Source organism: Maribacter sp. 4G9 (assembly GCF_002742265.1).
Classification (GTDB): Bacteria; Bacteroidota; Bacteroidia; order Flavobacteriales; family Flavobacteriaceae; genus Maribacter.
On the sequence record NZ_MDGL01000035.1, the window covers coordinates 155,370 to 179,001 of the forward strand.

A 23,632-nucleotide genomic window follows, 5' to 3' on the forward strand; every position below is an offset into this window, starting at 1 on the left:
GAATTGGATTTAAATTATTTACAAAAACACCTCTAAAAATTCAGAGGTGCTTACTTATTAATTTTAAAATTATATATTAAAAATGAACTTATAGGAATACAAATTCCGTATCGCTTCTTCTTCAATCATTGTTTCAAAATTGGTATGGTTTTCTTTTACGTATTTGCGAATAGCTTCGCCAAATTTTCGTTCCACATCTTTTTTAGAATTTTCTAAAAGTCGGTTTTGAGCCTCTTCGCTCAAATCTGTAAAATTGAGATATACCATAGCCGTCTTTTACAAAATTTCGCTGTCAGCAAAACTATAGTAATCGCCATTAGGCGCAAATATCAAATGGTCAAGAATGGTAATGTCGAATAATCTAGATGCCTTTTTAATCTTGTTCGTTAAATTCTTATCTGCATCACTAGGTTGTAATTTTCCACTTGGGTGATTGTGTGTTAAAATTATAGCTACTGATAAAGATTTTAAAATGACTGCGAACAAAATTCGCAAGTCTATTGACGTGCTTGTAATTCCGCCCTGTGAAAGTTGATATATTCCTTTTACCTTATTGCTATTATTCAACAATACAACTTTAAAGGTTTCTTGTATGCCTATGGTATCTTTATCCCAATCTTCATAAAGTAGTTCAGCTGCATCTTGTGAACTGCTAATTTTCTGCCACATTGAAGATTTCAATCCACCTTTGTAGCTTATTTTTATTTCGTTAACTTGTGCTTTCATTGTTTATAGTATTTAAAATGTGAATAATGAAAAAGAGGGCGCATCTTTCGACGGTTACGCCCTCTTTCATTTTAGTTTACTTATCGCCTTTACTTCCAAGTAAAAGGATTTCATCGGCTACCACTTCCGTTACATAGCGTTGTTCATTATCATCAGTTGTATAGCTTCGAGTTTTTAGTTTTCCCGATATTCCAACTTCTTTACCCTTAGCAACATACTTTTCTACAATTTCAGCAGTCTTGCCCCAGGCTACAATTGTATGCCAATTTGTATCTGTTTGCTTTTCGCCTTTGCTGTCTTTGTAATACTCGTTTGTAGCGAGTGAAAAACGGGCTACTTTCTTTCCGCTTTCAAGGTTCGTAATTGTTGGTTCTTGTCCAACGTTTCCAATTAACTGTACGTGATTTTTAATAGTACTCATAATAAAATATTTAAGTGATTTATATTTCCCCTATTGATTTAAAGCAGATTAAATTTTAAGGGGTGTTTGTTCTTTTCTTTCGTGCACCGCACAATGGATAGAGTGGGTTTTGTCAAGACTTTTAGGGAATAAATCAGGTGTGTTTGCAACGTAGTAAATTCCTTAGAATTTCAAGGAAGTAGAAACCTTATTTTTCGCTAAAACTCTGTACAGTCTTGATAAGTTCCATAAGGGCATTAGCAATTCTTTTAAACGCAGTTGCGTTTGAGCGTACCGACAGTTAAGCGAGATAAGTAGCTGTGGTTAAATTAGAATTGGTTATGTCGTGCCTGTTTTTCGCTGTACCGAAAAACAACAAAGGCTTTATCCATTATAAACCCCTTAAAATGTGTAAGACAGCGGTTCGGTTTTTAAGAATTTTCGAGGAAGCACTCAAGAAGGGCTTACCGCAAATTCTGTCAAGAAAACCGAAGTGATGGCTTTCCGCTTTGGCAAGCGGGCTTAATTCACAATTTTGGCTATGGAATGTAGTGTTCCTTCCCAGAGCATCGGGAAGGGTTAACGGAATGGAAAGCTGAAATTGGGGATTGTGTCCAAGACTTATGTAGCGAAGCTCTTTTTCCGAAATGTAGCTTTTCGTGGAATGAAGGGGAATGTGCTGAGTGGGTTATGAAATTTCTGAATCTATTTATTAGTCATTTCAGTTCAGATAAAATTTTCTCAAAACAAAATAAATATTCCTTATAGTTATATGTTAAATTTTATTACATTATCAAGCCAATAGAATCTGATTATTAATGAATATTTTTAAGAAAAAACTAGAAGATACTACCCCAAAGAAACTCAACTTTGAACCAATTGAACTTTTCCAAACTTTGTTCCATAAGGAAGGATATGCTTATTTACGTGGAATACAGGAAGAGGTTTTAAACTCTTGACATAAAATACGAGAACAACGTGATGTGCTTTGCAAAATGAATACGGGTTCTGGAAAAACCTTGGTTAGCCTTTTAATGTTGTATTCGAAAATGGTTGAAGGTGTTGGACCTAGTTTATATTTATGCCCTGATAAGCAACTATTAGAACAAGCGAAGATTCAAGCAAATTTATATGGAATACCTGTTTGTGAAGTAGAATATGCAGGACAAAGAAGTGTGTTTCCCGATGACTTTTTAAACTCGAAAGCAATACTTCTATGTACATTCCAAAAATTATTCAATTCCCGTTCAATTTTTGAGAGGGACAATATTGATGTTGGTTCTATTGTTCTCGATGATGCACACGTCTGTTTGGATATAGCTAGAGATGCAACTACATTACTAATTCCATTTGGTCACGATTTAGCAAAGAGATTATTGAAGTTATTCAAAGGCGATTTGAAATATCAAGCTCCAGGTACTTATCACAGATTGATACAGGGCGACCCGTATGCTAAAATATTGAAAGTTCCTTATTGGTCTTGGCTTTCACGTAATGATGAATTAATAGAACTCATTGGTGAGTTTAGTGATGACGACGAGTTGTTTTTCAAATGGGGATTAATTGCGGACGACCTTAAATCTTATGATTGTTATGTTGGTCCCAGAGGGATTGAAATAGCACCAGCTTATGTTCCATTTCATAATGTAAGAGCCTTCAATGAGGCCAAACATAGATATATTTTATCTGCCACATTTGAAGACCAGATAGATTTGATTAAAGACTTGGGAATCGACAAAAACAGCATCAAAAATGCTTTGATACCAAAAGACCGTAAAGATGTTGGTCAACGGTTAATACTTGCTCCGCAACGTTTTGATTCCAGAATAGTCGATGAGCAGATAATGACTTTAGCAAGAGATTATTCTAAATCTGGAATTAATGTAATGGTATTGACACCTTCCTCAGAAAGAGCTGTTAAGTGGGAAGATATTGGGGCTGAAATTTTAAAAAATGATAGTATAAATACGGACATTGGGAAATTAAAAGAAAAAAAAGGGTTGTTTTATGTGTTAGTCAACAGATATGATGGGGTTGACCTAAATGGGGATATGTGTAGAGTACTCATTCTTGATGGTTATCCATCTTTTAGCTCTTACGAACAGCTATATGCAGAACTCCGTTTAGAATCTGTCAAAGCATCACTAAAAGCACAGATAATAGAACAAGGATTAGGTAGAGCTGTACGGTCTGGAAGTGATTACTGTACTGTCTTTCTTATGGGAAAAGACCTATTGCAATTTGTGGGTAATAAATCCAACCTTCAATATTTCACACCTGTTACGCGAGAACAGCTTAAACTAGGACTTTCTTTATTAGATGAAGAATCAAAAGACAATGCTCTAGAAACAATTAAAGAAACGGCAAATTTATGCTTGGTGCAAGATATGAGTTGGCGGGAATACCACTCAGATATCTTATCCAAAATCGAAGTCGATAAAACAGATGACCGAATATTGAAAAATTTGGAAATTGCAGATGTAGAGTCAAAAGCTATCGAACAATACAGAAGAAGGGATTATGAGGGCGCAAGTAATCTTATTTTAGATGATATTGTTGACTCGGTTGATTTAACTTCCAAACAGCGTGGTTGGTACTTTGAAAAATCCGCAAATTATTTATTTCTTGATAACGCTCCCAAATCTAATGATTTACAATTAAAGGCTGCGCAAACAACTTCTCATATGCTTCAGTCCAAAAATGGGCATAGCTATACAAAGATTACCGCTAGCGAAGGACAAGCTATACAAGTTCTTCATTTTGTTAAACGTTTTGAAACAACCCAAGACTTTAAAATGTATATTGAAAGTCTTTTTGAAAACCTTAGTTTTAGTCAAGACATACCGCATACAAAGTTTGAAAATGCATTGGCAGAAATTGGAAGTTTAATTGGTTTTTATGCACAAGAACCAGAAGCTGAATTTGGAAATGGACCAGATGTTCTATGGGTGATGACCGACCAGCATTACTTAGTTCTCGAAGCAAAATCCAGAGCCATCCACGATATTATAACAAGGGACAATATCAATCAACTTTTAGGCTCTGGTGAGTGGTTTAAGAATTTATACGGACCAGCAGCTAATCATAATTTGGTTACATTGCAACCGCCAAACATTAAAGGTTGGAATGTAAATACAAGCGAAAACACCCGTGTCATCGATGAAGAATCTTTAAATTTATTGAAGGATAATTTAAGAAGATTTGTTGATGGAATCAATAATTCGGGGTTTACAGCTGCTACAACGAAGGAAATTGCAAACTTATTAGGAATACATAATTTAACGCCCAATGGTTTTAGAACTAGTTATCTCAAGCCAGTTTATTCAAAGAAAGGATAGACTACGGGTCAAAACATAGATGGCTGAGTGGTCTAAGGCTCCTGATTGAAACTCAGGCGTACGGGAAACTGTACCGAGAGTTCGAATCTCTCTCTATCCGCAGATACGTAAGTATTTTAGCCCGCAATTTATTTGCGGGCTTGTTGGTTCTAGAAGCACCACTAATGAACTAAATGTTCTCAATTTTTTGTTAGGAATTATTTCTTAAATCGAATATTGAATGTAGATGCTATTCACTAAAATCTATTAATAGCTGTAATATTTAATAAGGTTTGAGATTAAATGGAAGTAATCATTATCAATACAAATGAAGTTCTTAAAATACTTAAATGTTGTACCTATGTTGTACCCAAGGCTTAAAATCTTGAAGAAATTCCCTTGTTAAAAATAAAAAAGCCGAGGATTTCTCCTCGGCTTTTGTGCGGGCGAAAGGACTCGAACCTTCACACCGTGAGGCACTTGATCCTAAGTCAAGCGTGTCTACCAATTCCACCACGCCCGCATTTTAACAATATTTTAAGAACCTATACTTGGTTAAATCCTAAGTCTAGCGTGTCTACCAATTCCACCACGCCTGCATTTCAATAAATTTTGATCTATAAATTTAAGATCCTAAACTTTCGTGTCTATCTCCCGATAGATATCAGGACCTCCACGACTACATTTCCGTTAAAACGGGATGCAAATATAAAGCAAAATTTCAATTCTCTAAATTTTCATGTATTTATATTTATGGTTTTTCGAAGGTCAGATTTAACATCCACACCTATCATTCCGCTTTGTACCTAAAAATTTACAATGGATGTTTCAATCTTTAAACTCGAGCTTTTTGTATTTTTAGGTAGTTTATCCAAAAAATCTAAATGAAAAACGTAAAAGAATACATCGCCAATCACAAAGACCGCTTTCTTACTGAACTCATTGAACTCCTAAAAATTCCTTCCATTAGTGCCGATTCCGCCTTCTCACAGGACGTACTGGATACGGCAGATGCCGTAAAACTGGCCTTGGAAAATGCTGGATGTGACATCGTGGAAATACACGAGACCAATGGTTACCCTATTGTTTATGGTGAAAAGATTATCGATAAAAATCTCCCTACCGTTCTGGTTTATGGGCATTATGACGTACAACCCCCTGACCCAATGGATTTATGGAATTCTCCCCCATTTGAACCGGTGATCAAGAAAACGGAACTACACCCTGAAGGTGCAATCTTTGCGAGGGGCGCCTGTGATGACAAAGGTCAAATGTATATGCACGTTAAGGCATTGGAAGTCATGGTTAAAACCGACCAATTGCCCTGCAATGTCAAATTTATGATCGAAGGCGAAGAAGAGGTGGGCAGTAATAATCTGGCCACCTATGTTTCGGAAAACAAGGAAAAACTAAAAAATGACGTCATATTAATTTCCGATACCGGAATGATAGCCAATGATGTTCCTTCCATCACCACGGGTCTTCGAGGTTTAAGTTATGTGGAAGTCGAGGTAACCGGACCCAATCGAGATCTTCATTCCGGTTTGTATGGCGGTGCCGTGGCCAACCCCATTAATATCTTGGCCAAGATGATTGCCAGCCTGCATGATGAGAACAATCATATAACCATACCCGGATTTTACGATAAGGTTGAAGAATTGTCAAAACAAGAAAGGACAGAAATGGCAAAGGCTCCATTCGATTTAAAAGCGTATAAAGAAGCTTTAGACATTGAGGCGGTATATGGTGAAAAAGGTTATTCCACCAACGAACGCAATTCCATCCGCCCTACTTTGGACGTGAACGGAATTTGGGGAGGTTATACTGGAGAAGGAGCTAAAACTGTAATCGCCAGCAAGGCCTACGCAAAAATATCCATGCGGTTAGTGCCAAATCAAGACTGGAAAGAAATAACGGAACTATTCAAAAATCACTTCGAGAGCATTGCTCCCAAAGGAGTAAAAGTCAAGGTTACGCCCCATCACGGGGGACAAGGATATGTAACACCGATAGATACTATTGGCTATCAGGCAGCCTCCAAAGCTTATGAAAAAACTTTTGGTAAAAAACCGGTACCACAGCGGAGTGGCGGCAGCATTCCTATAGTATCCCTTTTTGAAAAGGAATTGGGAAGTAAAACTATTTTAATGGGCTTTGGTCTGGATAGCGATGCCATCCATTCTCCAAATGAACACTTTGGGGTTTGGAACTATTTAAAGGGTATTGAAACGATACCGTATTTCTATGAGTATTTTACGGAGATGATGGTTGATGGTTGATGGTAAAAAACTCTATTGTCCGACTATGAACAACTACGTTTTCTTCACAAACTTCGAAATGATTACTATTTGCTGACCGTCTACTTTACCCTCAATATATTCAGCATTTTCTCTATCAAGTGATATCCTTCGCACGGCGGTTCCTTGTTTGGCCACCATACTGGACCCCTTTACTTTGAGGTCTTTTACCAAAACCACACTGTCGCCATTTTTCAAAATAACGCCATTAACATCTCTATGAATAATCTTTTCACTTTCTAAAAGCCCTTCTCCAGTAGCTTTTGCCCATGCCAATGTGGCATCGTCCAAATACATCATGTCTAACAAATCCTTGGGCCATCCCTCAGATTTTAAGCGCGAAAGCATGCGCCAGGAAACCACTTTTACCGCATCGTGCTCGCTCCACATACTATCATTAAGACAGCGCCAATGATTGGGTTCCATAGCATCCGTCCCGAGGCTTCGGGACTCAATTTGATCTATACAGGTCTCACAAGCCAGAAGACTACCATCTATACCACCAGTTGAGACAGGAGGAACTTCATATATCTCCAATGATTCCGTGGAACCGCATAATTCGCATTTATAATTGCCTCTTTCCTGTAATTCCTCCAATAAGCCCATTTCGTTCTCTTTGACAAAGGCAAACTTAAGACAAAACTTAGCAACTCAGATTTCAAACACGAAACAAATCATCCTCTACACTTGTAGAATTAAAATATTTGTTCTATGTTTGTAGAGTATAATAATATATTTATGCAATGCAGCTATCTAAAACTGAAGAGGAACTGATGAATATTATCTGGAAGCAGAAAAAAGCATTTATGAAAGATTTGCTGGATGCTTATCCAGAACCAAAGCCCGCCACTACTACCGTGGCTACGCTTCTTAAAAGAATGACGGACAAAGGCTTTGTTGCATATAAAAGTCTAGGTAGATCAAGGGAATATTTTCCCTTAGTGAAAAAGAAAGATTATTTCTCCAATCATGTAAACGGACTTATAAAGAACTTTTTTAATAATAGTCCTGGACAGTTTGCCTCTTTTTTCACGCAAGAGACTAACCTTAGTAAGTTGGAACTGGAGGAGCTCAAAAAATTAATAGACCAAGAAATTCAAAAGAAATAGAAATGTTAGATTATTTGCTCAAATCAGGGGCTTGCATGGCCATCTTACTCCTCTTTTATAAATTAGTACTGGAGCGAGAAAACATGCATGTTTTTAAACGCTTTTTTCTATTGAGTGCGGTAATGGCATCTTTCATCATCCCCGGCATTGTCTTCGTGGAGTATGTTGAGCCAACTATTTCTCAAGCTATTTCCACCACTTCTGACGCCTCTTTAGTGTCCCCTCAAATAGCCCAACGGCCGTCCGACATGGACGTCATTAATTGGGCTAGGCTTTTATGGACCATTTACTTTATTGGAGTTGTCGGTTTTGGGTTTCGCTTTACGAAGCACTTAATCCAAATTCTAAAGCGCATCAGTATCAATCCCAAATTAAAAGAACATTTTAGCATTAAGGTTTTGCTCAAAGAGAAGTTGCCACCACATACGTTTTTCAACTACATCTTTCTGAATAAAAACAAGTTCGAATCCAACGCCATCCCTGAAACGGTTTTAATTCACGAGGAAACCCATGCCCGACAGTACCATAGTTTGGATGTACTAATCATAGAGTTCCTGCAAGTAATTTTCTGGTTCAATCCCTTAATTTATCTATTCAAAAAGAGCATCAAACTAAATCACGAGTTTTTGGCAGATAGTGCCGTATTAAAAAAAGAAAAAGGCACTTCCAATTATCAAAACATACTACTTTCCTACTTATCACAGGAAAGCTTGGACAACTATCAGTCGCCAGGCATTGCGAATGCCATTAATTATTCATCAATCAAAAAACGTTTTACAGTCATGAAAAAAAGAACATCAAAAAAATCAATCGTACTAAGGAGTTTTCTACTCTTACCACTATTAGCTTTACTACTGCTAGGCTTTAGTGAAAGAAAATTTATCGAAATGCAGAGGAACACGCCCGTCTTTAATGAAGTAGGTATCCTAATAGAAAATATTGAAATCAGGATTAATAAAGAAGGAGAGTTGTTTTTTCAGGAAGGGGAGATGATTGCTGTAGAAGAATTGGGAGACCGTCTTCTAAAACTTAATCAAAGCCTCTCCAAAACGGAAAGAGAACAACAAATTAAAGCTGTCATTAAAGTAGAGGCGGACACCCCTAAAAAGATTATAAAAGATGTGGACCGTATATTAATGGAATATGGTGTTGCACAAATAAACGTCATTGGGCCTGAACCCATGTACACTGGTATTCTTATTGAAACTGTTACGGAACAATCCCAAATTAAAAAATACAACGGACTTGCTAAAAAATATAATGCCATTCCCATTGAAAAAAGGATAATTCCTATAGCGGATTTGAAGGTTTTGGAATCCATTTACAAACAGATGACGACAGCGCAAAAAAGAGAGGCCCTTCCTTTTCCAGAGTGTCTACCCAAAAATCAACAAGACGGCGCCTCTAGAAATCAGATGGCGGAATATAATAAGTTGGCTAAGTACTATAATGACATGCCTAAGGATAAGATGAAAATCCTAAAGGCGGATGTAGAGCGATTGGAATATATCTACAGTTTGATGTCCGATAAACAGAAAGCGGATGCGGAACCTTTTCCAAATTTTCCTCCACCTCCCCCTGCCCCAAAAGCACCTGAACCACCAAAAAATGTTTCGGATACGGATTATGCAGCGAACCAAATAGAAACCATAATTGAGAAACAGGACCCTTATGATGTAGTCAGTGGGAACATAGGTGTAACACAGCCAAAACAACCAGAGCCTTTATTACCTCCAACATATATCAATGAAACTACTCCAAATCTGCCACCTACTCCGCCAACCCCTCTCTCTCCCATAGAAAGTATAGAAAAATGGACAAAAGAAGGTGCCGATTTTATGCTAAACGGAAAACCTATTTCCGCCAAAAAGGCATTGGAAGTCGTGAAAACCAATAACAAAATCAATATCGACCTAAGGGAATCCAACGGTGAAAAACCTTTGGTCAAATTATCGGTGCATCCTATTTATATAAAAAACTAGCTTTTTTTGCGAAATACTGTTAAAAGCCCCTTAATCGGGGCTTTTTGTGTAACAATCCTTTACAAATAGCGTTCTAACAGGTAAGGCTTTAATCAATCAAAAAACAAATCAACATGCTTCAAGACTTTTTTATCCTCTGTTCCGGGGCAGATTCAGAACTACTAAAAACCTGTTCCAAGGGGGAGCAAAACAAATATGCCGGCATTGGTGCAACCGTTTTTTTTACGGCCGTCATGGCCTTTATTGCCAGTAGCTACGCGCTTTATACCGTTTTTGATAGTGTTTATGCGGCAGTTTTCTTTGGGCTTATTTGGGGACTTTTAATTTTTAACCTTGACCGATTCATCGTTTCCACCATTAAAAAGCGTACTAATTTTTCACAGGAATTGCTACAGGCCACTCCCCGTATTTTATTGGCCATCATTATCGCCGTAGTCATTTCCAAACCTTTGGAAATGAAAATTTTTGAAAAAGAAATCAATCAAGTGCTTTTGGAGCAGAAAAATGAATTGACCTTGGCCAACAAGGAACAATTGGCATTACAGTACACACCAAAAGTGGAACAATTGAATCAGGATATATCTGACTTAAAATCGGAAATTGCCACCCAAGAAGCCGAAACAAATGCGCTCTACGATGTCTACATCAACGAAGCAGAAGGAACCGCCGGAACCGGACTTTTAGGGAAAGGGCCCGTATACAAGGAGAAACGTGAGAAACACGATGCGGCATTAGCGGAACTACAGGAATTAAAGGTGGCCAATGGTGAAAAAATAAAGGCGTTAGAATCTCAAATTGCCGCTTTGGATACGGAATACAGCGAAGTCGTAAAAAATTCCCAACCTATTATTGATGGTTTTGATGGTCTTATGGCCAGAATTACGGCCTTGGGTGAGTTGCCGTGGTTTCCTTCCTTCTTTATTTTTCTATTGTTCCTAGCGATTGAAACTTCCCCTATCATCGCAAAGTTATTGGCCCCCAAAGGAGAATACAACGTCAAATTGGAGGAGCAGGAAAGTATCCTTAGCTCATGGGTAGCCCAGAAAGTAGCTCAAAGACAACTTATAGTTTCTACGGATGGAGAAATCAACCAGAAAATCTATGAGGATCTAAAAGGTGAAGAGGAACTTTACGGTTACAAAAAGCAGAAAGCCGAAGAACTGTTGCGACTACAGGCGGATAAATTTCATGAAGTTCAGGTGAAAAACCTGTAGTTTGGACAATTTAAATTCCGGGTTGTAGATAAGGCCTATAACAGTACCCCAAGGGACCTTGACTGAGGCTACCATAATTTCCCCGCCTACGTTGTTAGGAGCCTCATATAACGTAGCTCCAAGCCCTAGGAGTCGTTCTAATTCCGACTGAATATCCGCTACACTCCAAAGTGCCGTTACACTTTACATTTTCTAGGTTGTGGGTTGCTCTTGCGGTTGCAAACCCAATTCATATGCCTGAATACTAAACCCTCCATAGAATGTTTCATCAAAATAAGGTTCAGTTTTGAACGCCTTGGCATACCAAGATTTTGCTCTTCAATATTTTCAACTTTATAAATTACGATTCTAAGTCGCAACATTACCTTTATTTAGCACTTTGAAATCAGCTAAAATCACCCAATGGAAATAGAAATGATTCTTATGGGCGCAAAAGAGATACTCTTTATAGCAAATAAGCATCGTGCCATTGATATTACTAGGTATTTTTGCACAAGTATGAGTAGCTTGAAGGAAAGAAAGCAAAAAAAGAGAAGAGTTTACAACCTGGTTATTGTTGTTTCCTTGATTATTGTCATCGCCACAGCACTTTTGGTAAACGCTGAATAACAAGACCTTGGTCTAATTGCCAATCTATCTCTTTTCTTTAGGAATGTATGAAAATCAAAACATGGAACCGAAAGCGGATTTTGAAAACGGCGGGAAAGTTTTTTCTGGCCCTTATGCTGCTATTCTTTATTTTGGTCTTGATTATCAGGACACCTTGGGCACAGAATAGTATCGTGACCAAGATTACCGACTTTATTTCTAGTAAAACGGGTACAAAAGTCGAGGTGGAGCATGTCTTCATAACATTTTCAGGGGCCATCAAGACAGAAGGTGTTTTCTTGGAGGACAAACAGGGCGATACGCTGCTCTACTCCAAAGAACTTCAGATGGATTTACCCATCTACCCACTACTCTTTAAAAATGAATTGTCCATTGACGATGTGTACGCCACTGGACTCATTGCGAACATCGGTAGGACCAAAAATCCCAATGGCTTCAATTTTTCATTTCTGATGGAGGCATTCGCAACCTCAAAGGATACCACTACCACCACAAAACCCATGTCCATATCCTTGGGCGATTTTTATTTGAAAGACTGGAAAGTTCGCTACGACGATGCTTATTTGGGGACAAAATTTGTGGTGTCCCTTGGAAACCTGGAGACTCAAATAGATGTTTTTAATCTGGAAGATATGACATTTTCAGTGGACGGATTTAGGTTGACCGATAGCCAAATAACCTATCATCAAACCCATGATTTTCCTGAATCCAATGACTCCACTACCACCCCGATGCCCATCATTGATTTGGGTAATTTCGATTTAAAAAAAGTGAACGTGGCCTACCATTCCCAACCTGATGGAATAACATCCCAAATGCAACTTAAAGATATTGGATTATCGGATGTGCAGATAGACCTTTCCAAAAATAGCTACAAGGCAGAGGATATTCTACTGAAAGACTCCCATATTGATTTGGCATTACATCAACCTGTGGATACCGTTGCAATACAAAAAGAAAACACTCGATTTGAGTGGCCACAACTTGAAGTTTCCCTGAATAGTGTTGACCTAGAATCGAACTCCTTTACTTTTTCCCGAAATGGCGCCGTACAAAATGATACCTTGTTCAACCACGATGCCTTTGCAATAAACGACTTGCAGCTAAAAGCTGAAAATGCAAGTTACAATCCAAAAAATGTACATTTGGGAGTAGAAAACCTTTCGTTCTCAGAGCCAACCGGAATCGATCTAAAACATTTGCGTTTTGAAATAGGTCTAACGGACAAAAAAGCCTTCATTTCCAATTTAAACATACAACTAAACCAAAGTGAGGCCCATGCCAGTGTATCTACAAAATATACTTCTCTGGATAAAGCTATGGAGAACCCAGCGGACAGCAATCTGGAAGTTACCCTTACGCAACTCAAACTGGAACCACGGGATTTTGTCAGATGGATACCCCAATTACAAAAAAATACCTATCTGGATTCCCTTTTGAAACACCCCATTTCGGGCAGCCTAAAGGCAAAGGGGAGTTTGAAAAAAGTAGAGGACTTTGACACTGAACTTAATTGGGGACCCAATACCATTATAACCATGGAGGGAGCTCTTTCAAATCTCACACAACCCGATGCCTTTTCCTTCAATTTGAACAATATTGACGTAAAATCTATCAAAGAAGACCTTGAAAAATTTATATTGTCCAAGAACGTATCCTTTAAGATTCCCGAAAAACTATCCCTCAACGGAACGGCCCAAGGAACCTTGGAGTCCTTAAAAACTAATTTGGCCTTGGTAATTCCAGAAGGTAAAATAGATGTGGATGCTACCGCTGATTTCTGTTCCCAAAAGCAATTCAAGGGTCAAATCAGCACTGATAGTTTACAACTGGGAACGCTATTGCAGAACCAAAATCTGGGAACTATTTCCCTTCAAATTGAAGGTTCCGGTACTGGTTCGGAACTTTCTACCATGGATGCCCAAATTAAGGGTGCCATTTCCCAGTTTCAATTCAATGCATACAATTATACGGACCTTAGACTTTCCGGAACGCTAGAAAATGGTTCTGGTAATATATCCTTAAATGTTCAGGACAAAAATCTCAATCTTACATCGGATACGTCTATTGACTTAACCACGGAAGGAAATGACATCAAGTTTACATCGAACATAATAGGTGCGGACCTTCAGGAACTAGGCTTTACCAAGAACGATATAAAAATTGCGGCTGACATAAACGGTTCCTATTCGGGCACCGCCAATAATTTCACCGTACAAACCACCATTAACAATGGTGTTGCGGTGACCGGTAATGAGCAATATCAAATTTCTCCCGTAATTTTTAATTCGCACGTGGAGGATTCCATTACGGATGCGACTATAGAGAGTGGCTTTTTGAATGGAAGACTCTTCTCAAATGCATCCCCCAACAGAATCAATAATGCCTTGAAAAGGCAATTGGAAAACTACTTTATGGAGGAGGCGGGAAATACTAATTTGGACGATGTAAAAGCGGAATTAAAATTGGCCCTTATCCCTACCCCAATTATTTCAAAAGTATTTTTTGATGGCGTCCAAGATCTGGACTCGGTACATATTGATGCCCAGTTTGATGCCCGTTCAAGACAGATTGACGGTGAGCTATTCATTCCCAAATTCTCCTATGCCGGCAGTATGGTTGACAGTGTTGCTGTAAACGTACTTGGTGATTCCCTAAACCTTAATTTTTCCGCAGGTCTTTCCAGTTTTGAGTACCAACCGCTTCACTTAAAAAAATCCTATTTAAGAGGAAACCTGCAAAACAAGGAATTGGTGTTGGATTTTAATTCCGTAAACGACACCACCCAGATAATGCATATCAACTCTGAATTGGTATTTAAAAAAGATACCCTGACCCTCCATGTCGTTCCCAAAAATCTTACCCTCAATAAAAAACTATGGCAAGTGCCGGAGGATAACAAAATAGTTATAGCAGAATCCTATACTGATTTTCAAAATCTGATTCTTTCTAGAAACAACCAGTCGTTTCAAATTTCAACAAAGGTTCCTAAAATGAATACCGACCATATAGGAATCATTTTTGAAAACTTCCAATTGCAATCCCTTTTAAGTCTGTTGAATCCCGATGAACCCATTGCCAAGGGTAAAGTCGAGGGTAATTTTGTAATACTCAACCCGTATGACGCTACCGGTTTGGTTTCGGAATTGGATATTTCAGAATTCCGACTCATGGGAAATCCGCTAGGGACCTTAAGCCTAAATGCCTCCTCCAAATCCCTGAACGACTATGATTTTAATCTAATATTAAAAGATGGGGGAGCAGACCTTAGACTTACCGGAGATTATATCGCCAAACAAAATGATGCCGATTTAAACCTGGAACTGGACATTCAAAAATTTCAAACACGTATCATACAGGGCTTTCTCAGGGATCAAATTTCAAATCCGTCCGGATATCTCTCAGGGAGTATGTTGTTCAATGGTTCGCTTAGTAATCCCGACTACTCCGGCAGGTTAAATTTCAATGACGTAGGTCTTACACTGGCAGATTATAAAACAAATTTGAACATCAACGAACAGCAGCTCTATTTAAACGAAGAGGAAATCACCTTTAATGCTTTTAAAGTAAACGATTCAGACAACGGAACATTCACTTTGGATGGAACCATAATTACGGCCGATCTTTTTAACCCGGAATTCGACCTTGCTGTCCAAGCGGAGAAATTCACGGTACTGGATTCCAAAAAAGGAGATAACGATTTGGTATATGGCAAGGCTATGGTCGACACGGATTTGAAGGTGACGGGAAATATAGCATTACCCGTAATAAATGGTAGGCTCCGTATTGGTGATGCAACAGACCTGACCTATTTGGTTCCCCAAAGCCAATATGAAATACAGGAAAGGGAAGGCGTCGTAATTTTTGTTAATCGTGAAAACCCTGATGCCATATTGACACGAACCACCGGTGAAACGACCAGTTCAATCTTTGCCGGTATGGATATCAATACCACACTGGAAATTTCGGATGAAGCCACATTCACAATCGTCTTGGATGAAAAAACGCAGGATAAACTACAAGCCTCCGGTAATGCGACTTTAAACCTCAATATTGATCCAAATCAGGATATACGATTATCGGGAAGACTCGAGCTAAATTCTGGATTCTACAGAACAAGCCTTTATAATCTGGTGAGCAGAGAGTTTAAGATTAACGAAGGAAGTAGCGTGGTATGGACCGGTGATCCCTATAATGCAAAACTGGACGTTACGGCCATCTATGAAATTGAAACCTCGGCTGCTCCCCTAATGTCTTCCATAAGCTTTGGGCAGGATACCGGGATTTCCAGACAATACCAGAGATCGTCCACCTTTTTGGTGTATCTAAATGTTGGAGGTGAAATTACGACCCCAGAACTATCCTTTGCATTGGACATGCCCGAGAATATACGGGGAACCTATGGCGGAGCTGTTTATGGCCGCATACAACAGTTGAACGAGCAGGAATCAGAACTCAACAAACAGGTTTTTTCCCTACTGGCCTTGAACCGATTCTATCCCACCTCAGGAAGTGATGGAAGTAGTGGTGGTGCCGTGGCCTTGGCCCGAAACAATGTAAATAAAGTGCTGTCCGGCGAACTCAACTCCATCTCCAATAAGCTTTTGGGCAATAGTGGTTTTGAACTGGATTTTGATCTGGACAGCTTCCAGGAGAATCAGGGTAACAGTTATCAAAATAGAACCCAATTGAATATCAATGCAAGTAAGAAACTGTTCAATGACCGTTTGATCGTTACAGCGGGTAGTGCCGTGGACGTGGAGGGAAGTGCTTCCAATTCCGATACCGCTACACCCCTTATTGGAAACGTAACCTTGGAGTATCTATTGACAGAGGAAGGAACCTATCGCCTAAAAGGATTTAGAAGACAGGAATATCAAAATATCATAGACGGGCAACTTATTGTTACGGGACTTGCCTTTATTTTTGATCGGGAGTTCAATAAGTTTAGTCAGTTGTTCAATCCGGTGAAGAATACGACCAAAACAGAAGACAACCCTAAAAAAGGAAAAGACAAACCATGAACCTGAAACCGATTCTTTGAAAAAATCTATCATAAAATATCTTTTTTTATTTGGACTGGGAATTTTCCTAATACAATCATGTAGTATAGAAAAGTACATCCCGGAAGGTGAGCGGCTGTATACGGGTGCCCAATTGGAATTGGACACCATTGGTGAATTCAAGGGGTTAAAAGATGTTAAAACCGAGTTGGTCAATCTTATCGAACCCAATCCCAATACAAGGTTTTTGGGCATGAGACCGGCCCTGTTTTTTTATTACAAGGCACAACGTGAAAAACCAGGTTTTATTTATAGATTTTTGAACAAATCCTTTGGTGAGGAACCGGTCTATTTTTCCGAGGTCAAACCGGAAAAAGTAGAGGAATTGCTATTGAACCGTTTGGACAACAATGGCTTCTTCTATAGTCAAACAAGCTCAGAACCAGTCTTGAAAGAAAAATATGCATCGGTAAATTATGCGGCTACAGTACCACAGCCCTATACCTTGGAAAACTACCAACTGGACAATGATTCCCTCCCCATTTACAGGGAAATGTCAGAGCTCATCAAGGATACGCCCTTATCCAAGAACGACCGTTTTGATCTTGACCTTCTGAAGGCAGAACGGGAACGTTTGGATTTCAATCTAAAACAACGTGGCTATTATAACAGTCAGGCAAATCTTCTCATTTTCGAGGCGGATACCAATCAATATAAAAACAGGAAATACGACTTGTTTCTTAGATTGAAAAAAGAAGTGCCGAAAAAATCGGCCATGCCCTATACAATAGATTCCATAACGGTATATCCAAATTATTCCGTGGAAGGGGATACCATACCAAAATCACGACAAAATCCGGTAACGGTCAATGGAACCGATTTTATACAGAACGAATATTTCTTTAAACCCGAATTGCTAGAGACCTATCTTCTCTTTAAAGAAGGGGATCTTTATAATGCTAATACCTCTAAGATTACCAGCGATAGACTTGCTTCCTTGGGAAGCTACAAATATGTGAATATTCAATATACGGAGTTGGATACCACCATGACCGATGGCGATTACGGTTCCCTAGCGGCAGAAATCTATTTGGCACCGTTGACCAAACGTTCCCTTCGGGCAGAGGTACAGGCCGTTACAAAATCCAACGGATTTACAGGGCCCGGTGTGCAACTGACCTATAGCAATAGAAATTTGTTCAAAGGCGGAGAAACCTTGAGCCTATCCACCCATTTCTCCTATGAGTCACAGCTCTCCTCCGGGAATAATTCCAATTTAAGCAGCATTGCTTATGGTATAAAGGGCGATTTGATTTTTCCAAGAACCATCCCTTTTTCACCCAGAAATTTTAGGTATTCCGTCCCTAAAACCAAGATTTCCACGGGAATTGACTTCCTACGACGTAGTCAGCTTTTCACCTTGAGTTCCATTAACGGTTCCTTTGGATATACCTGGAAAGAGAATAAGTACGTATACCATCAACTGGATCCCATCAGCATCAACTACTCTCGTTTATCCAATGTAACCGATGAATTTCAAACCATTTTAGATGACAATCCGTTTCTAAGAAGAAGTTTTGAACAACGCTTTATAGCCGGACTTATGTATGGATTTACATACGATGAAGTATCCGATTTGGATAAGGATTATCCTATTTTCTTCTCCACGAACATGGATATTGCCGGTAACCTTTTTAGTTTGCTCGATGGTGGTTCTGGAACCATAATAGGTTCGGAATACGCACAATATGCCAAGGTAGATGCAGACTTTAGGTTTTATCTGCGTTGGGGCAAGGAACAGTCCTTGGTAACCAGGGTTTATGCCGGGTGGGGCGTGCCTTATGGAAATAGTGAGACCATGCCCTTTATAAAGCAGTTTTTTTCCGGCGGGCCTTATAGCGTCAGGGCTTTTGACATACGCTCCTTGGGTCCAGGTAATTTCAATGCCCAAGAAAATGAGTCCACTACAGACTATTTTGACCGTTCCGGTAATCTAAAACTGGAAGCCAACTTGGAATACCGATTTCCAATTTATTCCTATTTAAAAGGGGCCCTTTTTGTGGATGCGGGTAACGTTTGGCTTACGGGAAATTACGATGAATTGGAGGCCGACCAACAAAACAGTAATTTCTCCAATACCTTGTTCACCGACGGTAAGTTTGAATCGGATTGGATTCGTGAAGTTGCTGCTGGATTTGGTTTCGGTGCGCGTGTGGACATTCAAAATTTTGTGATTCGGTTGGACTTGGCCTCTCCGTTCCGTATTCCCTATCGCCCAGTAAATGACCGATGGAACATTCCGTTTTTTGGGGACAAAGCGAACAAAATGACCCTGAATTTTGCCATAGGCTATCCATTCTAATGGTACGGCAACTACCGCTCAAACATTGAATGAATCAAAATATTATTGGCTAACAACTTCAGGTCGTCTAATTTTCTGCTCCCAGTCCCATGCGGATTTCATAGCTTCATCCAGCGTAGATTGGGCCTTCCATCCCAAAACTTCATTTGCTTTGGTGGTATCTGCATAGGCCGTGATCACATCACCAGGGCGCCGATCTACCAATTTATAGTTCAACTTTTCCCCGGAAACCCTTTCAAAGCTTTCAATAACCTCCAAAACGGTACTTCCGGTTCCCGTGCCCAGGTTGAAAACATCAAAATTGGATTCATGACCCTCTTTCAACAGTCTTTGCAGGGCCACAACATGGGCCTTTGCAACGTCCACTACGTGAATGTAATCGCGGATGCAGGTACCATCTGAAGTAGGATAATCGCTACCAAAGACAGAAAGTTCCTTTCTAAGTCCTACGCCGGTTTGTGTAATAAAGGGCACCAAATTTTGGGGTACACCAAGTGGCAATTCACCAATATTGGCGGATGGGTGTGCACCCATAGGATTAAAATAGCGTAAGGCTATGGCCTGGAGATTAGGGGTAACCTTGCAGGTATCCCTGATGATTTCCTCTCCAATTTGCTTGGTATTGCCATAGGGCGATTCGGCAGCTTTTACAGGAGCGGATTCTGTAATCGGCATTTTATCGGCTTGCCCATAGACCGTACAGGAACTACTAAAAATAAAGCGGGCCCTTTGCATGGCACTCAGCTCCTGCAGCATGTATACGAGTGTATTCAGATTGTTTTCATAGTAATCCAACGGTTTGGCCACACTCTCACCAACCGCCTTGTAGGCCGCAAAGTGGATTACACCATCCAAATCTTTGTTTTGTGCAAAAAAACTTGAAACAGCGTTTCTGTCCCGAAGATCTAAACGAACAAATTCAGGTTTTTTGCCCGTTATAGATACAATACCTTCCAAGACATCTTCCGAGGAATTACTAAGGTCATCGATGATGACTACTTCAAAACCTTCATTTTGAAGTTCTACTACAGTGTGGGACCCTATAAAACCGAGTCCGCCGGTTACCAATACTTTCATGTACTATTATTTTTAGAGGTGCCCCGACTCCCTTTTTAAAATTTCAGAGACGGATACCAGACTTTCCCGCCAATGGGGAATGTCCATTTTTAATACCTGTTTAATTTTTGCCTTGTCCAACACACTATAGGACGGACGTTCTGCGGGCGTTGGATATTCTTTGGAGCGAATGGGACTTAAATCAACCTCAATTTGGTTGATTTCAAAGATGGCCGCTGCAAAGTCGTACCAACTGGCCACGCCTTCATTGCTAAAGTGATAGATTCCATAATTATCTATTTCCTCCGAAATGATTTTTAGGATTACTTTGGATAGATCATGTGCCGATGTGGGCGTGCCCACTTGATCGTATACCACCGATAATTGGTCCCGTTCCCTACCATATTTGAGCATGGACTTAAAGAAGTTATGACCGTATGCCGAATACAACCAAGAAGTACGTATGATGAAATATTGATCCATATTCCGTACCACCTCCTGTTCGCCCTTGAATTTGGAATGGCCGTAAATACCCAAGGGACTGGGTCTATCGGTTTCCTTATATGGCGAACTTTGGGTACCATCGAAAACAAAATCTGTGGAAATATGTATTAATTTTGCATTGGAACCGTGACAGGCCTTGGCCAGATTTTTTGCTCCTTGTTGGTTAATGAGCAATGCAGTTTCTGAATCCTCCTCGGCCTTGTCCACCTGGGTATAAGCTGCACAATTGACACAATAATCAAAGTTGCCCTTATTAAAAAATTCTGTGACCGCCCCTGGGTTCGTGATATCCATATCCTTTGAATTGGCGAATTCAAATTCAATGCTTTCTTCAATGGAGTGAACCGTTCTTTGCAAGGTAGTTGCCAATTGACCTGCGCCTCCGGTCACCAATACTCTTTTTTTACGCTGCATGAAAATTGCTTAATGAAGTATCAAATCCTTGAACCGTGGTAATACTTGGTCCTTCTCGGAAATGATGAGTTCGCTTTCATTTATTTCCCAATCGATGTTCAAATTGTGGTCGTTGTATATAATTCCCGCTTCTGCCTTGGGGTCGTAATAATTATCACATTTGTAGAAAAAGGTAGCCGTTTCGCTGAGGGTCACAAAGCCATGAGCACATCCCCTAGGGATAAAAAGTTGTCTATGGTTATCCGAGGATAAAATCGTTTTGAACACATTGCCATAGGTTGGGGAATCCTTTCGGATATCGACCGCAACGTCCAACACTTTGCCTTGAAGCACCCTAACCAATTTGGCCTGGGCACTTTCCCCTTCTTGATAATGAAGTCCCCGCAAAACACCTTTGGTGGAAAATGACTGGTTATCCTGAACAAAATTCACGTCCAAGCCCGTAAGTTCCTTAAACCGCTGCTCGTTAAAACTCTCAAAGAAATATCCCCTTTGGTCCTTGAAAACCTTTGGTTCAATCTCAAAACAATCCTTGATATTCGTTTTTGCAATCTCCATTTTTCTATGATATCACGGACCATAAGGTTTTACTGTAACCACTTTTTAGCAATGGCTCCGTAATCTTTTTAAATTGATTTTTAGTAATGTAACCCATTTTATAGGCGGCCGACTCTATAGAACCTATTTTCAAACCTTGTCTTTCCTCAATTACCTGTACAAACTGGGAAGCTTGCATCAAGGAATTGAAGGTTCCTGTGTCCAACCAGGCCGTTCCGGTATCCAAGATACTCACTTTTAATTTACCCCGTTTTAGATATTCTTTATTTACATCCGTAATTTCCAACTCGCCCCGTTTACTGGGCTTTATATTTTTCGCAATGGAAACCACCTCGTTATCATAAAAATAAATGCCAGGAACCGCATAATTTGATTTTGGTTTTGCCGGTTTTTCCTCAATGGAGAGTACGTTTCGTTTCTCATCAAAATGAACGACCCCATAACGCTCCGGATCGCTCACGTGATAGGCATAAATGATACCACCATCCGGATCATTATTGGCCTGAAGTAATTTTTCAAGGCCAGTTCCATAAAAGATGTTATCCCCCAAGATAAGGGCTACTTTGTCCAGGCCTATGAATTTCTCCCCAATGATAAAGGCTTCGGCCAAACCGTTGGGAGCTTCCTGCACCGCATATTCGAATTTACAGCCCAACTTACTGCCATCACCCAATAGTTTTTTGAAATGGGGCAAATCATGGGGCGTACTAATGATCAGAATTTCCCAGATTCCCGCTTCCATGAGCGTTGACAATGGGTAATAGATCATTGGTTTATCATACACCGGCATCAACTGTTTGCTTACGGCCAGCGTACATGGGTGCAGTCTAGTTCCGGATCCACCGGCCAATATTATTCCTTTCATCGGTTTATATGTTATGAGTTAATGGTGTCAAGCCCTAGACCAAGGTTTTTTCATATTTTTCAATATACCAGGAAATGGTCTTTTCAATGCCCGTTTCAAAGTTTTCATCGGCCTTCCAACCCAATTCCTTTTCTATTTTGGTTGCGTCAATCGCATACCTAAAGTCGTGCCCCGCCCTGTCCTTCACATACGTAATCAGCGAACGATAGGGGGTACCGTTGGCAGCGGGCCTGAATTGATCCAGCAGGTCACAAATGCGCTGTGCGATGTATAGATTGTTACGTTCGTTTCTACCCCCTATATTATACGTTTCTCCAGACCTGCCGTTTTCATAAGCTAAGGCGATTCCCTTACAGTGGTCCAAAACATATAACCAATCACGGATGTTGCTCCCATCGCCATAAATAGGAATGGGCTCTTGGTTAAAAGCCTTTCGTATAATGGTAGGAATCAGTTTTTCATTGTGTTGTTTGGGTCCATAGTTATTGGAACAGTTGGTAGTAACCACATCCATGCCATAGGTATGGTGGTAGCTTCGCACGATAAAATCCGATGAAGCCTTGGAAGCACTGTAGGGACTATTAGGCGCATAGGGCGTTGTTTCCATAAACAGGCCTTCCTTGCCCAAGGTTCCATATACCTCGTCTGTGGATACATGGTGAAACCTACAATCTTTATAAGCTTCCTTATATATTCCAGGTGCCACCATCCAATGCTTTTTGGCCACATCGATCAGGTTAAAGGTACCTATGATATTGGTCTGCATGAAGGCATCTGGGTTGGTAATGCTATTATCTACATGAGACTCTGCCGCAAAATGGACGACCCCCATAAAATCATATTCTTCAAACAAGGATTCGATCAGTTCGCGATTACATATATCCCCCTTTACAAAGGTATATCTGGTGTGGTTCTCCACTTCCTTTAGGTTATTCGAATCCCCTGCATAGGTTAAGGCATCCAAATTTACGATGTGTATCGAAGATCGCTCCCCAAGATAGTAGGGAATAAAATTGGAGCCTATGAATCCTGCCCCACCAGTAACCAAAATTGTTTTTTTCATGAATATCGGTTTATCCTATATTTTAACTTTTGTAAATATAATCCTACATTTATTTTTTTATCAACTATTTGTTGTGAAACGCAAAAAGCCTGTGGTAGAGAACCATTTTGTATAGACTAGCTACTTTTTATGAGTCTTAAACCAGGTTCAAGC

At 39.8% G+C, this 23,632-nt stretch carries 17 protein-coding genes and 2 tRNA genes; 9 read left to right on the forward strand and 10 right to left on the reverse strand.

The annotated features are described in order from the left end of the window. Positions 1-69: 69 nt before the first annotated feature. The 3 genes from BFP75_RS04825 to BFP75_RS04835 all read right to left on the reverse strand — a co-directional run bounded on the left by BFP75_RS04825 (position 70) and on the right by BFP75_RS04835 (position 1,147). Positions 70-267, reverse strand: a complete 198-nt coding sequence (locus BFP75_RS04825) for a hypothetical protein (RefSeq protein WP_099543836.1) — start codon at positions 265-267, stop codon at positions 70-72. Positions 268-276: 9 nt separating this feature from the next. Next, positions 277-726, reverse strand: coding sequence for a JAB domain-containing protein (locus BFP75_RS04830; RefSeq protein ID WP_099543838.1), 450 nt, complete (start codon positions 724-726; stop codon positions 277-279). Positions 727-802: 76 nt separating this feature from the next. After that, positions 803-1,147, reverse strand: coding sequence for a single-stranded DNA-binding protein (locus tag BFP75_RS04835; protein WP_099543840.1), 345 nt, complete (start codon positions 1,145-1,147; stop codon positions 803-805). Between the two features lie 944 nt (positions 1,148-2,091). On the opposite strand from BFP75_RS04835, the gene BFP75_RS04840 reads away from it, so the two are divergent. After that, on the forward strand, positions 2,092-4,464 hold the full coding sequence (locus BFP75_RS04840; RefSeq protein ID WP_262497600.1) for a DEAD/DEAH box helicase: 2,373 nt from the start codon (positions 2,092-2,094) through the stop codon (positions 4,462-4,464). Between the two features lie 15 nt (positions 4,465-4,479). Further along, positions 4,480-4,564: transfer RNA gene (locus BFP75_RS04845), tRNA-Phe, on the forward strand. A 320-nt stretch (positions 4,565-4,884) separates the two neighbouring features. On the opposite strand, the gene BFP75_RS04850 is transcribed toward BFP75_RS04845, so the two are convergent. Beyond that, positions 4,885-4,966 (reverse strand) — tRNA-Leu (locus BFP75_RS04850). A 361-nt stretch (positions 4,967-5,327) separates the two neighbouring features. Between BFP75_RS04850 and BFP75_RS04855 the strand changes: the two genes are divergently transcribed. After that, complete coding sequence (locus BFP75_RS04855) at positions 5,328-6,722, forward strand: dipeptidase (protein WP_099543844.1); 1,395 nt, start codon at positions 5,328-5,330, stop codon at positions 6,720-6,722. Between the two features lie 33 nt (positions 6,723-6,755). On the opposite strand, the gene BFP75_RS04860 is transcribed toward BFP75_RS04855, so the two are convergent. After that, complete coding sequence (locus tag BFP75_RS04860; RefSeq protein ID WP_099543846.1) at positions 6,756-7,346, reverse strand: PhnA domain-containing protein; 591 nt, start codon at positions 7,344-7,346, stop codon at positions 6,756-6,758. Positions 7,347-7,483: 137 nt separating this feature from the next. Here BFP75_RS04860 and BFP75_RS04865 point away from each other — a divergent pair, with 137 nt between their 5' ends. From BFP75_RS04865 to BFP75_RS04895, 6 genes are all read left to right on the forward strand, one after another. Then, positions 7,484-7,849, forward strand: coding sequence for a BlaI/MecI/CopY family transcriptional regulator (locus tag BFP75_RS04865; protein WP_099543848.1), 366 nt, complete (start codon positions 7,484-7,486; stop codon positions 7,847-7,849). A 2-nt stretch (positions 7,850-7,851) separates the two neighbouring features. Then, positions 7,852-9,831, forward strand: a complete 1,980-nt coding sequence (locus BFP75_RS04870) for a M56 family metallopeptidase (protein WP_099543850.1) — start codon at positions 7,852-7,854, stop codon at positions 9,829-9,831. Between the two features lie 113 nt (positions 9,832-9,944). Next, positions 9,945-11,045, forward strand: a complete 1,101-nt coding sequence (locus BFP75_RS04875; protein WP_099543853.1) for a DUF4407 domain-containing protein — start codon at positions 9,945-9,947, stop codon at positions 11,043-11,045. Positions 11,046-11,447: 402 nt separating this feature from the next. Next, positions 11,448-11,654 (forward strand): hypothetical protein, encoded by a 207-nt coding sequence (locus BFP75_RS04885; RefSeq protein ID WP_099543855.1) that lies wholly within the window; start codon positions 11,448-11,450, stop codon positions 11,652-11,654. Between the two features lie 47 nt (positions 11,655-11,701). Then, positions 11,702-16,678 carry a translocation/assembly module TamB domain-containing protein gene (locus BFP75_RS04890; RefSeq protein WP_099543857.1) on the forward strand — a complete coding sequence of 1,659 codons (4,977 nt, stop codon included), beginning with the start codon at positions 11,702-11,704 and terminating at the stop codon, positions 16,676-16,678. A 16-nt stretch (positions 16,679-16,694) separates the two neighbouring features. Beyond that, positions 16,695-19,019: a BamA/TamA family outer membrane protein gene (locus tag BFP75_RS04895; RefSeq protein WP_099543859.1), complete on the forward strand. Its 2,325-nt coding sequence runs from the start codon at positions 16,695-16,697 to the stop codon at positions 19,017-19,019. Positions 19,020-19,061: 42 nt separating this feature from the next. Here BFP75_RS04895 and galE read toward each other — a convergent pair whose 3' ends face one another. Genes galE through rfbB form a run of 5 tightly spaced genes read right to left on the reverse strand, consistent with a single transcriptional unit; the run spans position 19,062 to position 23,479 of the window. Then, positions 19,062-20,096: a UDP-glucose 4-epimerase GalE gene (gene galE, locus BFP75_RS04900; RefSeq protein ID WP_099543861.1), complete on the reverse strand. Its 1,035-nt coding sequence runs from the start codon at positions 20,094-20,096 to the stop codon at positions 19,062-19,064. A 12-nt stretch (positions 20,097-20,108) separates the two neighbouring features. Continuing rightward, positions 20,109-20,993 (reverse strand): dTDP-4-dehydrorhamnose reductase, encoded by an 885-nt coding sequence (gene rfbD, locus BFP75_RS04905; protein ID WP_099543862.1) that lies wholly within the window; start codon positions 20,991-20,993, stop codon positions 20,109-20,111. Positions 20,994-21,002: 9 nt separating this feature from the next. Then, positions 21,003-21,551, reverse strand: a complete 549-nt coding sequence (gene rfbC / locus BFP75_RS04910) for a dTDP-4-dehydrorhamnose 3,5-epimerase (protein WP_099543864.1) — start codon at positions 21,549-21,551, stop codon at positions 21,003-21,005. A 4-nt stretch (positions 21,552-21,555) separates the two neighbouring features. Next, the gene (rfbA, locus tag BFP75_RS04915) at positions 21,556-22,416 is read right to left on the reverse strand and encodes a glucose-1-phosphate thymidylyltransferase RfbA (RefSeq protein ID WP_099543866.1); all 861 of its coding nucleotides are present in this window, start codon (positions 22,414-22,416) and stop codon (positions 21,556-21,558) included. Positions 22,417-22,450: 34 nt separating this feature from the next. Beyond that, the gene (rfbB, locus tag BFP75_RS04920; RefSeq protein ID WP_099543869.1) at positions 22,451-23,479 is read right to left on the reverse strand and encodes a dTDP-glucose 4,6-dehydratase; all 1,029 of its coding nucleotides are present in this window, start codon (positions 23,477-23,479) and stop codon (positions 22,451-22,453) included. Positions 23,480-23,632 lie beyond the last annotated feature (153 nt).

Bases quoted from the DNA above. Each gene is read 5' to 3' on its own strand.
- BFP75_RS04825 (WP_099543836.1), bottom strand. From the start codon at position 267: ATGGTATATCTCAATTTTACAGATTTGAGCGAAGAGGCTCAAAACCGA.
- BFP75_RS04830 (WP_099543838.1), bottom strand. From the start codon at position 726: ATGAAAGCACAAGTTAACGAAATAAAAATAAGCTACAAAGGTGGATTG.
- BFP75_RS04835 (WP_099543840.1), bottom strand. From the start codon at position 1,147: ATGAGTACTATTAAAAATCACGTACAGTTAATTGGAAACGTTGGACAA.
- BFP75_RS04855 (WP_099543844.1), top strand. From the start codon at position 5,328: ATGAAAAACGTAAAAGAATACATCGCCAATCACAAAGACCGCTTTCTT.
- BFP75_RS04860 (WP_099543846.1), bottom strand. From the start codon at position 7,346: ATGGGCTTATTGGAGGAATTACAGGAAAGAGGCAATTATAAATGCGAA.
- BFP75_RS04865 (WP_099543848.1), top strand. From the start codon at position 7,484: ATGCAGCTATCTAAAACTGAAGAGGAACTGATGAATATTATCTGGAAG.
- BFP75_RS04870 (WP_099543850.1), top strand. From the start codon at position 7,852: ATGTTAGATTATTTGCTCAAATCAGGGGCTTGCATGGCCATCTTACTC.
- BFP75_RS04875 (WP_099543853.1), top strand. From the start codon at position 9,945: ATGCTTCAAGACTTTTTTATCCTCTGTTCCGGGGCAGATTCAGAACTA.
- BFP75_RS04885 (WP_099543855.1), top strand. From the start codon at position 11,448: ATGGAAATAGAAATGATTCTTATGGGCGCAAAAGAGATACTCTTTATA.
- BFP75_RS04890 (WP_099543857.1), top strand. From the start codon at position 11,702: ATGAAAATCAAAACATGGAACCGAAAGCGGATTTTGAAAACGGCGGGA.
- galE (WP_099543861.1), bottom strand. From the start codon at position 20,096: ATGAAAGTATTGGTAACCGGCGGACTCGGTTTTATAGGGTCCCACACT.
- rfbD (WP_099543862.1), bottom strand. From the start codon at position 20,993: ATGCAGCGTAAAAAAAGAGTATTGGTGACCGGAGGCGCAGGTCAATTG.
- rfbC (WP_099543864.1), bottom strand. From the start codon at position 21,551: ATGGAGATTGCAAAAACGAATATCAAGGATTGTTTTGAGATTGAACCA.
- rfbA (WP_099543866.1), bottom strand. From the start codon at position 22,416: ATGAAAGGAATAATATTGGCCGGTGGATCCGGAACTAGACTGCACCCA.
- rfbB (WP_099543869.1), bottom strand. From the start codon at position 23,479: ATGAAAAAAACAATTTTGGTTACTGGTGGGGCAGGATTCATAGGCTCC.